At 41.2% G+C, this 12,010-nt stretch carries 10 protein-coding genes; 2 read left to right on the top strand and 8 right to left on the bottom strand.

Annotated elements, in window-relative coordinates; genetic code table 11:
• Positions 1-504: 504 nt before the first annotated feature.
• The 7 genes from KS419_RS01310 to KS419_RS01280 all read right to left on the bottom strand — a co-directional run bounded on the left by KS419_RS01310 (position 505) and on the right by KS419_RS01280 (position 6,911).
• The gene (locus KS419_RS01310; protein WP_217064292.1) at positions 505-705 is read right to left on the bottom strand and encodes a helix-turn-helix domain-containing protein; all 201 of its coding nucleotides are present in this window, start codon (positions 703-705) and stop codon (positions 505-507) included.
• 304 nt (positions 706-1,009) lie between these two features.
• Positions 1,010-1,942 carry a ribokinase gene (gene rbsK, locus KS419_RS01305; RefSeq protein WP_217064295.1) on the bottom strand — a complete coding sequence of 311 codons (933 nt, stop codon included), beginning with the start codon at positions 1,940-1,942 and terminating at the stop codon, positions 1,010-1,012.
• A 3-nt stretch (positions 1,943-1,945) separates the two neighbouring features.
• Positions 1,946-2,896 carry a substrate-binding domain-containing protein gene (locus KS419_RS01300; RefSeq protein ID WP_217064291.1) on the bottom strand — a complete coding sequence of 317 codons (951 nt, stop codon included), beginning with the start codon at positions 2,894-2,896 and terminating at the stop codon, positions 1,946-1,948.
• A gap of 20 nt (positions 2,897-2,916) precedes the next feature.
• The gene (locus KS419_RS01295) at positions 2,917-3,891 is read right to left on the bottom strand and encodes an ABC transporter permease (RefSeq protein ID WP_343215012.1); all 975 of its coding nucleotides are present in this window, start codon (positions 3,889-3,891) and stop codon (positions 2,917-2,919) included.
• Positions 3,875-5,377: a sugar ABC transporter ATP-binding protein gene (locus tag KS419_RS01290; RefSeq protein WP_343215011.1), complete on the bottom strand. Its 1,503-nt coding sequence runs from the start codon at positions 5,375-5,377 to the stop codon at positions 3,875-3,877. The genes KS419_RS01295 and KS419_RS01290 overlap by 17 nt, the downstream gene beginning before the upstream one ends.
• A gap of 38 nt (positions 5,378-5,415) precedes the next feature.
• Positions 5,416-5,814 (bottom strand): D-ribose pyranase, encoded by a 399-nt coding sequence (gene rbsD, locus KS419_RS01285; RefSeq protein ID WP_217064290.1) that lies wholly within the window; start codon positions 5,812-5,814, stop codon positions 5,416-5,418.
• 74 nt (positions 5,815-5,888) lie between these two features.
• On the bottom strand, positions 5,889-6,911 hold the full coding sequence (locus tag KS419_RS01280) for a LacI family DNA-binding transcriptional regulator (RefSeq protein WP_217064289.1): 1,023 nt from the start codon (positions 6,909-6,911) through the stop codon (positions 5,889-5,891).
• 514 nt (positions 6,912-7,425) lie between these two features.
• Between KS419_RS01280 and KS419_RS01275 the strand changes: the two genes are divergently transcribed.
• A complete protein-coding gene (locus KS419_RS01275) occupies positions 7,426-7,830 on the top strand; it encodes a hypothetical protein (RefSeq protein WP_217064288.1) in 405 nt (134 codons plus the stop codon).
• 149 nt (positions 7,831-7,979) lie between these two features.
• On the opposite strand, the gene KS419_RS01270 is transcribed toward KS419_RS01275, so the two are convergent.
• On the bottom strand, positions 7,980-8,789 hold the full coding sequence (locus KS419_RS01270; RefSeq protein WP_217064287.1) for an ABC transporter ATP-binding protein: 810 nt from the start codon (positions 8,787-8,789) through the stop codon (positions 7,980-7,982).
• Positions 8,790-9,193: 404 nt separating this feature from the next.
• Here KS419_RS01270 and KS419_RS01265 point away from each other — a divergent pair, with 404 nt between their 5' ends.
• A complete protein-coding gene (locus KS419_RS01265) occupies positions 9,194-10,756 on the top strand; it encodes a glycoside hydrolase family 43 protein (RefSeq protein ID WP_217064286.1) in 1,563 nt (520 codons plus the stop codon).
• Positions 10,757-12,010: the final 1,254 nt, after the last annotated feature.

The following is a 12,010-nucleotide window of genomic DNA, read 5'->3' as shown; positions in this document are numbered from 1 at the left end:
AAAAGCGCAAGCGCCTATGAACACGAGCGTAGGGCAGTGGAGGAATGACAACTAGAAGTCCGCTCTTTGACTTCAGTTGTCACTTCCGAAGTGCCTTAGGGACTGTAAAAGTGGAAAAGCACCACTTTTTCAGTTCCCTTGCGAGTAGGCGCTGGAGCTAGACAATTAGAAAAGCGCAAGTGCCTATGAACACGAGCGTAGGGCAGTGGAGGAATGACAACTAGAAGTCCGTATTTTGACTTCGGTTGTCACTTTCGAAGTGCCTTAGGGACTGTAAAAGTGGAAAAGCACCACTTTTTCAGTTCCCTTGCGAGTAGGCGCTGGAGCTAGACAATGCCCGAAGGTGCAAAAACTTATACTTTCTTATTTTTTAAGAAAAGCGGTAGAGTTGGATGTCTTTTGTGGACAATAAACTTATCCACATTCATTCCAGGTTAAAGTTTCCTAAACAACAAAAAAAGCCTTACTCATCCTTGTGAGTAGGCTTACTGGCAATGAAGTTGTTTATATGGAGGTGTCTCCAATATGAAAAGACATGTTTAATGCGGAAGATATCTTCTGTAAGTCAGATACGCTGACTTCATCCGAATTCGCCTCAATCGTAGCTAAAACATCTTCTGAAATTCCAGTTACAGCAGCTAATTCTTCCCTTGTCATCCCTCTTCTTTCCATGGTACCCCTAAGTTGGTCTGCAAGATTATCCAATTACTTCCCTCCTCGGCAATAATGATAGCGCTTTCTTTAATTATAATACCGAATAATCAGAAAAATCAAATAAAGTTTTTTCTAATTCCTAACACCTTCATAATAACCAATTCTCCCCACAACTATTCGGTCAGTATCAATGGTTCTCTAAAATGAGGCTGGGACACACTAAAGTTCTTAACTGTGAATAGGAACTATTACAAAATGAAAGCGAATATTACAATCATATCCGTTCATGTTTCTAATTTAAACTCTTTTATCCCAGCCTCTTTCTGCAATCATAAACAAACCATAAGCTAAGCTATTAACTGTTACTCTTTTTTAAAAATGAGGATAAGTCAGACTCATAGGGCATGGCAGGTGCTGTACCGACTTTCGTTACAGATAAAGCCGCAACCGCATTCGCCTGTCTCGCTGCATCATCCAAGGAAAATCCTCTGGCAATATAGGTGGCAAATGCTCCATTAAATGCATCACCAGCCCCGGTGGTATCTACTGCATCCACGTTAAAACCTGAAATTAAACGCCCTTTATCATTTCCATCGTAAACAAAGCAGCCTTGTTTTCCAAGGGTAATAATTACTGTTTTAACTCCCTTTTTCTTAAGGATGATCGCTGCCTCTCGAGCAGAGTTTTCATCCTTTACATCTACACCAGTCAGTAAGGTTGCCTCTGTTTCATTTGGTGTAATATACGTAACTCCTTTAAGAAGTTCTTCGTCAAACTCTTGGTATGGAGCAGGATTTAATATGATTGGCTTATTTAATTCCATAACAAGGTGAACCGATTTTTCCACCGCCTCAATGGATGTTTCCAGCTGTATTAATACAATATTTGCCTCATCAAAAGAAGATATTGCATCTGAAACATCCTCTTGTGTGATTTTTCCACATGCACCAAGTGCAACTACTATCATATTTTCACTGTCCTGATCTACCGCAATTAAAGCTGCTCCAGTTGATTCCTCCCCATGTCTTGTGACATAAGTAGAATTTATTCCTTCCTTTTCAAAATTCCTGACTGCCTCATCCCCAAATACATCGATTCCCACTTTTGTAACCATTGTGACGTTGGAACCTAATCTGGCTGCTGCTACTGCCTGATTTCCACCTTTCCCGCCAGGGCCCATCTTAAAGGGCCCCCCGAGAACGGTTTCTCCTGGTTTTGGCATATGCGGTGTCCGACACATTAAATCAACTACATAACTTCCAACTACTACAATATTGGCCACAACCATCACCTACCGTGTTTCAACATCTTCCACATTATCTGCTGTTACTAGTGTATTTTCCAATAGGATTAATTCGTCAACGTCTTCCCCTTCCAAAATTTGAATGGCTGTTTTTACTGCATCACGCCCTAAAAAGAATGGAGGTTCAGCAATAGTAGCTTCTAATCGACCTTCTCTGATGGCATCCATTGCTGGATCGATAGCGTCTGTTCCAATGATTACCATTTCATCCAAGCGCCCAGCAGCTTCAATAGCTGAAAGTGCACCCATAACCATTTCGTCATTTGCTGCATAGACTGCGTCAATTTCTGAATTAGCCTGTAGGATATCCTCCATTACACTAAGTGCTTCCCCTCGGTCAAAGTTGGCCGATTGACGAGCAATAATTTCAATCCCAGGCACACTATCCATATGGTCATTAAATCCTTGGCTTCTGTCACGTCCAACATTTGTTCCGAGAATCCCTTGGAGTTCTACCACTTTACCTTCTCCGCCCAAAGTATCATCTAAATACGTTGCTGCGATATTTCCGGATCGCAGGGCATCAAATCCAATGTGTGCCAATACTTCTCCGTTTGATGCTTGACGGTCAACAGTAATAACCGGGACCCCTTGTTCATTAGCCAATAATACTGCCTGTCCAGCGGCATCACTATCCACAGGGTTTAGGATTAATAAATCGAGATTTTGCTCAAGAAGGTTTTCCACATCGGACATTTGAGTACCAGGGTCCCCTTGTGAATCTGTTACAACCAAATTAATCCCCTGATCCTCTGCATACGCCTCGGCTCCCTCTTTTAGATCAACGAAAAAGGGATTGTTTAACGTATTCATTGCAAGACCAATCTTATATTCTCCATCTCCGCTTCCTTCTCCACTTGTTCCTTCATCACTGTCCCCACAAGCAACGACAACAAGCATCAACATCATGACAACTAACAACATTCCAAGTTTCTTCATTTAATACATCCCCCATACGTTTATTTTTTTAATCTGGCCAATTTACTATCGACCAAAACTGCGAACAAGATGACCAATCCCTTTGCAATGTCCTTCGAAAACGGTGATACATTCATAAGATTCAATATGTTGTCCAAAACCCCCATTATCAGTGCCCCTATGAGTGTTCCCATGACACCACCTTTCCCTCCTGAGAGGCGTGTACCACCAATGATTACCGCTGCAATCGCATCCAACTCGATGCCCGCTCCTGCATTTGGCTGTGCCGACATTAATCGTGATGTATAAATAAGTGCAGATACTGATGCAAAAAATCCGGCTAAAGCATAAACCGCAATTTTGACACGGTCAACAGAAATCCCCGCAAGCCTTGCAGCTTCCTCATTTCCACCAATGGCATAAATATATCGGCCAAAGGTTGTATGTTTAAGCACCCAGTACATCATTAAGAAAATCAAAATCATTAATATGACTGGGAACGGAATACCGAATACTGTTCCTCCTCCTATAAAGCGAAATCCTGGATCACTGATTACAATCGGGTTACCTTGTGTATAAAGAAGTGTCATTCCCCTTGCAATAACCATTACTGCTAATGTCGCTATAAAGGCCGGCACCCCACCTTTTGACACAATCATTCCATTAAATGCTCCCATAATTAGACCAACTAAAATACAGACTAATATAGCAATTGGAAATGGGATACCTGATGTGATAACACCTGCTGCAACAGCTCCTGCGAAAGCCATCACAGACCCCACGGATAAATCAATTCCTGATGTTAGAATAACGAGAGTCATGCCCACAGATATAATCGCAACTATGGAAACTTGCCGGAATATATTAAATAAGTTTGTTGTCGTGAAAAATGCATCTGAAAGAAAACTAGCAACAATTAAAAGTACAATAAAGATTACTAGTACTCGATATTTATCTAACAGCATTATTATTTTCAACCATTGCAGTTTTTTGTCGTCCTTAGTTTCCTCCTGCATTCGTCTCACCTCCAGTAGCAAAATAAAAGATTTTTTCTTGTGTAGCCTCTTCCACTTTCATTTCGCCAGAAATTTTACCTTCATGCATCACAGCTATTCTATGTGCCATACCTAATAATTCAGGCATTTCAGAGGAAATCAAGATAATGGATATCCCTTGATCCGTTAAGTCTTTAATGATCTTATATACTTCTGTTTTTGCACCAATATCAATCCCCCTGGTAGGCTCATTTAAGATTAATAGTTTTGGGTTCATCTGTAACCATTTACCAAGGACTACTTTTTGTTGATTTCCACCACTCAATTTTCCAGATTCTACGCCTGGAGCATGAACTTTTATCTTTAAATCGTTTATCCACTTCTTAACGATTTCATCCATCTTTGCTTTTTTTAAGATACCAGTATTCGATATTTTTCTATAAAAAGGAAGTAACAGATTTTCATAAACTGGTAGATCTAAAATGAGGCCTTCTCCTTTTCTGTCATCTGTCACCAATCCTATCCCCGCATCAATAGCCTGTTTGGGTGTCCGAATCTCTTCACCTAACATGGTTACTTGACCATGTTGGATGTTATAAATACCGAATAAAGCTTTTGACAAATCTGTTTTCCCAGATCCTAAAAGACCTGCAACACCCAGCACTTCTCCCCCTTTTACTTCAAAGGAAATATCATGCAATTTATTGGATACGGTCAGATTTTCCACTTTCAGTACAACATCATCACTCGGCTTGGATCTTGACGGAAAGAGGTCTTCAATGTCACGACCAACCATCATCGTAACCATTCTGTCTTTCGTTACTTCTGACACTTTTTCGGTGCCTATGTAATCACCGTCCCTAAGGACAACAATCCTGTCTGCCACCTTCATAACTTCTTCGAGACGGTGCGTAATAAAAATGATGCCTAGGCCGTCTCGACGTAATGAAGCCATTAATTGAAGAAGAGTATCTGTCTCTTCGTTGTTCAAAGTTGCAGTTGGTTCATCCATGATTAATAATTTCGATTCAAATGATAACGCTTTCGAAATTTCAATAAGTTGTCTTTCAGCAACCGAGCAATCGACTACCAGAGTTTCAGGTGGGATGTGCTGAAGTCCCACTTTTTCTAAAAGCTTTTTCGTTTTAATCCCCATCGCTTTCCAGTCAATTACCCCAGAGTATTTCTTTGATTCCCTGCCAAGAAATATATTTTCCATTACTGTTAAATCTGGAATTAAATTAAATTCTTGGTGAATAATGCTTATCTTTAAATCCTGGGAGTGTCTGGGATTTTCAATGGTAACTTCCCTTCCATTAAGAAATATGGCTCCACCATTTGGTTCGTATACGCCAGCTAAAATCTTCATTAAAGTTGATTTTCCAGCTCCATTCTCCCCTAAAAGTGCAACAATCTCCCCTTTATCCACTTCGATGTTTACTCCCTTCAACACTTGAATGCCGGAAAAGGATTTTTTTATTTCCTTCATAGATAATAAATGAGCCACTGATATCCCCTCCTTTCTGCATTTACAAACGAATCGCTTTAATAAACTACTCCTCCAACGAGAATCACATTAGCATAAGGAGTAAATTCCCCCGAACGTACTAATCCTCTAGTAGATTTTGTGCTCTCTTTAAATTCCACATGAGGAATATACTCTACCTCCACACCTTGAAAGCGCTTCAAAATCTCTTCATGCATATCAGGACTTACTGTTTTCACTTCTTCTGCCATGATTACTTTTTCCACAGAAAGTTCACTGAGTACAGTATCCAATAATTCCAAAAAGGGAACAGTTCCCTCCTTCAAAGCAAGATCGATTCGTGTATTAACCGTCTCAGGTAAAGGTAACCCTGCGTCTGTCACAACAATTCGATCCATATGTCCTGTTTCTGAGATTAATTTGTTTAATTCAGGATGTAAAATTCCACCTTTTTTCATTTGAACTCTCCTCCTCAAAAAAATGTAAACGTTTAGATTTATGGTTTAAAAATAACTGCAAATTTTCTGTTATTCTAATATACAGATCTTTTGCAGGATTGTCTTACAATTAAATGTGGTGTCACTATAAATTCCCTTTTTTGGTTTTTGACTAAAGGATCTTGTTTCATCCGTTCAAAAAGTAATTGAAAGGCTAACTCCCCTAAGTTCCTCATTGGTCTAGATACTACCGTTAAAGGGGGATTCGTAAAAGTAGCAATATCAATATCATCAAAGCCAACAAAGGAAACCTCTTTTCCCAACACCCAACTCATGTCATACAACGCTTTTATTGCTCCAATACTCATTAAGTTATTGCTTGAGAAGATTGCCGTGGGCATTTCTTTACATGTGGAAAGCTTTTTCGTTAACTCATAACCGCTATCTTCCATGAAATCCCCATCACAAATCCATTCTTCTTTAATCGGCAACCCATATTCCTCCATTGCCTGACAATATCCTTTGTACCTCTCCAAACCAGGGGTAGTATCCTGTGGCCCCCTAATAATGGCTATTTTTTCATGTTTTTGCATAATCAGGTGTCGGACTGCTTCGTAAGCACCTTCCCTATTCCCCGTTAAAACGGTATCCACATCAAAATGTTTTATTGCCCTGTCCACTGCAACTACTGGAATATTCGCGTCAAACAATGGCTGAAGATGCTCTCCATTTTCATCTGCAGTAGTGATGATTACCCCGTCTATTCCCCGTTCCACAAAGCTTTGTATGATCTTACTCTCTATTTTCTTCGATTCATTCGAACTGCTTAAGGTAGTGGAATAATCTGCTCCAATAGCTTTTCGCTCGATCCCGGCAATAATTTCTGGGAAAAACGGGTTGCAAATGTCGGGAATAATAACTCCGATTGTTTTTGTTTCTTTTCTCACCATACTTCTTGCAACTGCATTTCTTACGTACCTTAGCTCTTTTATCGCTTGTTTAATTCTTTCTTCTGTAGGCTTCCTAACTCCCCCTTGTTCGTTTATCACTCTGGATACTGTTGCTACAGATACATTTGCTTTCTTTGCTACATCTTGAATTGTCGGTTTATTCGTCATCCTGCTGCACCACCTATTAGTGAAAACAAAATTGAAATACTAGGTTTAATTAACTGAAAATTATAAAATGTAAACGTTTAGATTTTAGTGTAAAAATTTTTTTCTCGACTTAAAACTATCATCTTCCAGGAAATTTCGCAACACTTTTCTGAATATTATTTTATTTAATGTTATCCCTTTTGCTCAAAATAATTCTAATGTTTGAATAAAAGTGTTGATAACAACGGAGCAAACGGGACTCCTGTGGGAGCATAGGCACGAATGTCGCACTTGTGCCTATGGTGAAAGGGAGTTTGCGCAGGTCTCATCAATATGCCATCATAAAATTTTTAATCCAGGATTCTGAGCTAGTAGGATACTCAATTTTTATTTTTCTGCTCTATTTCTTTTATATGTTTTACCTTGGAATCCCATTCCTTTTTATATAAAGATTTATTTATTCACAAATCTCTTTCAAACATTACCTTACTTTGATATATAATAATCTTGATAGTAACAAGGAGGTTCCACATAGATGAAAATTAATTTAAATAAAAAACAATACAAACAATTACTGGATCTTGCGTTTATAGCAGAATGGAAGGCAAATTCCTCCAAGAGGTTTGAGGAAAGAAACAAGGAGGTTTATGAAATTTTTCAATACTTATGCTCTTTGGCAAAGGACTTTGGTTACGGTGACATTATTACTTACAATAGTGATTTTGATGAATACTTTCCAACAGTTGATTATGAGGAAAGTTTACTTTCGGTTATAGAGGGCAGTGACTTTCATGAATTAGACACCCACTTTATCCGTGAAATGGATTCTAGTGATTTGGATTTTATATCTAAGGTGGATGGAAAAATAAATGATACTTTTGACCAAGGGATAGAAAAGATAAGCATCAAAAAACCCTCAAGTATGAGTTTGTTAACTTAGGTCCTTTCGTCAACTATGATGTAACGGAAGTCCGTTCATTTGACAGAAAGTCGCGTCCTTTGACTTGCCTAAAGATACCAAAACTTATTAATTCATTGAAGAACTCTCGGGAACAACTTAAACACAACTTCTCTTTTGCCATATCCCTGTCATTTTCTAAAAATAAACCCTCCATCTACACGGACCCATGGACGGTCTTTCTCCCACTTCAATCGTAACGGAACCTGGAAGGTCTGTTCCAAATTTGTTTCCGTCAATACCTTATTTTTCACCCCCGCATCAACTACTTCCCCTGCACGAATCAATAGGGCGTGGCTAATGGCCGGAATAACCTCTTCCACATGATGCGTCACAAAAAGCAGGGTTGGTGAATTCTCTTCTTTACTCAACATTTCCAATGACCCAAGCAACTCCTCGCGGGCATATATGTCCAGACCGGCACACGGTTCATCTAAAATGAGCAGTTTCAACTGCGACATCCAAGCCCTTGCAAGAAGTACTTTCTTTCTCTCCCCCTGCGAAAAAGTGTTAAGTGGTTTATCTGCTAAGTGTACAATATGAAACTTTTGCAATAGCTCCATTGCTCGGGATACGTCTTCCTCCAAAACGTGCTCGTATAGTCCAATCGATGCATGCTTCCCACTTAAAACAACTTCTAAAGCTGTACTGCTCCCGTGTGATTGAAGTTGTTCATCAAGGGCATTACTCACCCATCCAATTGATTTTCTCACTTCGTGAATATTCACTTTTCCGTATCTGTTCCCCAATACATCCGTTGTCCCAGTTGTGGGCCACATATAACAGGTCACTATTTTCAGGAGAGTTGTTTTTCCCGCTCCATTCAAACCAAGAATAGCCCAGTTCTGCCCCTTATGCACCTCCCATGTGATATTTTTCAGGAGATACTTTTCACCCCTTCGGACACTAACATCCTTTATGGAAATGACATGGTTCTGCACCCTTCCCCCTCCTTCACTAGTCAATTAAAATTGTACTAATTCTACCATAAAGAGGAAGGTTCAGCTATGGATAGTTGTTTTGGGGAAAAATAAGGGGGAGAGGGAAAAGCTGAAGTTTAAATACCATTGTTGTACGTACGTGCTGATGGTAGAATAAAATAGTGTGTAAGGTCGTCTATCAATAAGTCTAAAGTATTAGGTGATAGGAATAATTTCTTTTCAACATAAAAGAATTTATAAAAAATTCACCAACTACTAAATAAAGTTCATGATAGAGTAAAAGAATAATACCATATCTCCGATGCGATGTACGTACAACACAACACTCCGTAAAACATAATCAGCAAGAGGAGACTTTATGTTGCAAAACTCAGGTAAAAATAACGAAAGAGGAGACATATTTCATGAAAACGTTTAAGAATCCTATCCTTCCAGGGTTTTACCCTGATCCATCCATTTGCCGAGTAGACGAGGACTATTATTTAGTAACTTCCTCCTTTGCTTATTATCCCGGGGTCCCAATTTTTCATAGCAAAGATCTCGTGAATTGGAAACAAATCGGTCATGTATTAGATCGCCCATCCCAGCTCCCATTGGATGGCCAGGGTCAATCACGTGGTATTTTTGCACCGACCATCCGGTACAATGACGGTGTGTTTTATATGATTACAACTAATGTTGGTGAAGGTGGGAATTTCCTTGTAACAGCGACAGATCCTGCTGGACCATGGTCTGATCCTTATTATTTGGATGCCCCTGGAATTGACCCTTCCCTATTTTTCGACGAGGACGGCCGGGTTTATTATCATGGCACTCGACCAGCACCAGAGGGGGAAAAATATAGTGGGAACTGGGAAGTTTGGCTTCAGGAACTGAATTTGGAAACCATGAAATTGGTTGGAGAACCAATCGGTTTATGGAGAGGGGCGCTCCGGGATGTGATTTGGCCAGAAGGTCCTCACATTTATAAAATTGACGGTTATTATTATCTCTTGATTTCAGAAGCGGGGACAGGACATCATCATGCCGTTTCTGTTGCCCGTAGCGAAAGCATTACCGGGCCGTATGTAGGATATATCGGAAATCCAATTCTCACTCATCGGCACTTAGGGAAGGCGTACCCGATCGTCAATGTGGGACACTGTGATTTGGTGGAAACTCAAAACGGAGAATGGTGGGCAGTGGGACTTGCTTCCAGAATTTCCGGGGGGTATTACCGTAATCTTGGACGGGAAACGTTCCTGTTGCCGGTTACCTGGGAAGATGGATGGCCAATTATGAGCCCTGGTTCTGGAAAACTGGAAATGACGTATCCTGTACCGAATTTACCCGAATCAAAATCGGTGATTGAGGATGCGTGTGACCATTTTAATGGAAGAATATTGGATTTTAAATGGAATTTCCTGCGGACTCCACGAGATGAGTTTTATAGTTTAACCGATCGACCAGGGTATTTGAGTTTGAAATTGCGTCCAGAACGTATCACGGAATTGGTGAATGCAAGTTTTGTTGGACGAAGACAGCAGCATCTTGATTTTTCCGCTTCCACTTTGATGGAGTTTTCACCGGCGACAGAGACCGAGGTTGCAGGTTTAGTCGTACAACAAAGCAATGAGTTTCACTTTCAATTTATTTTCAGCAAAAAAGGCGAGCAGAATGTTCTACAGTTAATTAAGTGTTCCGGTGGCGAAGAGGTGATTCTAAAGGAGCTCCCTGTTGGTGTGGCAACTTCCTCTCTGAGACTGAAAGTGGAGGCTCACGACCAGGATTACAGCTTCTATTATGGGGAAAAAGATGGTGGATCCAATGATTATCATGTGGTGCTGGAAAACGTGGATGGCCGAATCTTAAGCACCGATGTTGCTGGCGGCTTTGTTGGAACAGAAATCGGAATGTATGCTAGTTCCAATGGAGAAATAAGTAATAATATTGCTTTATTTGACTGGTTTGAGTATGTGGGGAAATAAAAAGTGAAGCTGATTTTACTGTGTGAAGATACAGAGATTCAGGTATTTGAAGGTATTTGTTGAAGGGGTATTACTTCTAATATAGATCTTGCTTTTTAAAACAAGAACCCTAGCCATTTGGGATGAATTTCAAGTTCATCTTACCAAATGGCTAGGGTTATTTTTGGGTTGGGGTTGGGGGTGGTGGTTGGGTGGGACTTTTTCGGGTTGGGACTATTCTGGGTGGGGTTGTTACCGAATGACGGTATTCTCCCAACGTTCGGGCACAAGATGTGGTAACTTCTTACCGAAACTTCGGCTGACGCTCCCGTTCGGGCACTAGTTCGGGTAACTTCTTACCGAATACCAACACATCGTATCCGTTCGGGCTCAAGATCCGACAACTTCTTACCGAATGCCGACACATCGTATCCGTTCGGGCTCAAGTTCGAGCAACTTCTTACCGAACTACATCCATCCCCTCAAGTTCGGGCACTAGTTCGGGTAACTTCTTACCGAATACCAACACATCGTATCCGTTTGGGCTCAAGTTCGAGCAACTTCTTACCGAATCTCCGGCTGACGCATCCGTTCGGGACCAAGATCCGATAACTTCCTACCGAATACCAGCCCGACGCTCCCGTTCGGGCACTAGTTCGGGTAACTTCTTACCGAATACCGACACGACGTATCCGTTCGGGCACTAGTTCGAGTAACTTCTTACCGAATACCGACACGACGCTCCCGTTCGGGCTCAAGTTCGAGCAACTTCTTACCGAACTACTAAGCGACGCTTCCGTTCGGGTACTAGTTCGAGCAACTTCTTACCGAACTCCAACCATCCACTCCTGTTCGGGCACAAGTTCCGGCAACTTCTTACCGAATACCAGCCCGACGCATCCGTTCGGGCTCAAGTTCAGGCATCTTCTTACCGAACTACATCCATCCCCTCCCGTTCGGGAACAAGATCCGACAACTTCTTACCGAATACCGACACGACGTATCCGTTCGGGTACTAGTTCGAGCAACTTCTTACCGAACTACATCCATCCACTCCCGTTCGGGCTCAAGTTCGAGCAACTTCTTACCGAACTACATCCATCCACTCCCGTTCGGGCACTAGTTCCGGCAACTTCCTACCGAATACCAGCCCGACGCTCCCGTTCGGGCTCAAGTTCAGGCAACTTCCTACCGAATACCAACCATCCACTCCTGTTCGGGCACAAGTTCCGGCAACTTCCTACCGAATACCAGCCCGACGCTCCCGTTCGGGCA

The organism is Evansella tamaricis, assembly GCF_019042215.1.
GTDB lineage: Bacteria > Bacillota > Bacilli > Bacillales > Salisediminibacteriaceae > Evansella > Evansella tamaricis.
The sequence above is the reverse complement of the archived record's forward strand: the minus strand, read 5'-3'. Positions and strand labels throughout refer to the sequence as shown.

What these genes read in the sequence shown, in the direction of transcription:
- rbsK (WP_217064295.1), bottom strand. Translation starts at nt 1,942, where the DNA reads ATGGTTGTGGCCAATATTGTAGTAGTTGGAAGTTATGTAGTTGATTTA.
- KS419_RS01300 (WP_217064291.1), bottom strand. Translation starts at nt 2,896, where the DNA reads ATGAAGAAACTTGGAATGTTGTTAGTTGTCATGATGTTGATGCTTGTT.
- KS419_RS01295 (WP_343215012.1), bottom strand. Translation starts at nt 3,891, where the DNA reads ATGCAGGAGGAAACTAAGGACGACAAAAAACTGCAATGGTTGAAAATA.
- rbsD (WP_217064290.1), bottom strand. Translation starts at nt 5,814, where the DNA reads ATGAAAAAAGGTGGAATTTTACATCCTGAATTAAACAAATTAATCTCA.
- KS419_RS01280 (WP_217064289.1), bottom strand. Translation starts at nt 6,911, where the DNA reads ATGACGAATAAACCGACAATTCAAGATGTAGCAAAGAAAGCAAATGTA.
- KS419_RS01275 (WP_217064288.1), top strand. Translation starts at nt 7,426, where the DNA reads ATGAAAATTAATTTAAATAAAAAACAATACAAACAATTACTGGATCTT.
- KS419_RS01265 (WP_217064286.1), top strand. Translation starts at nt 9,194, where the DNA reads ATGAAAACGTTTAAGAATCCTATCCTTCCAGGGTTTTACCCTGATCCA.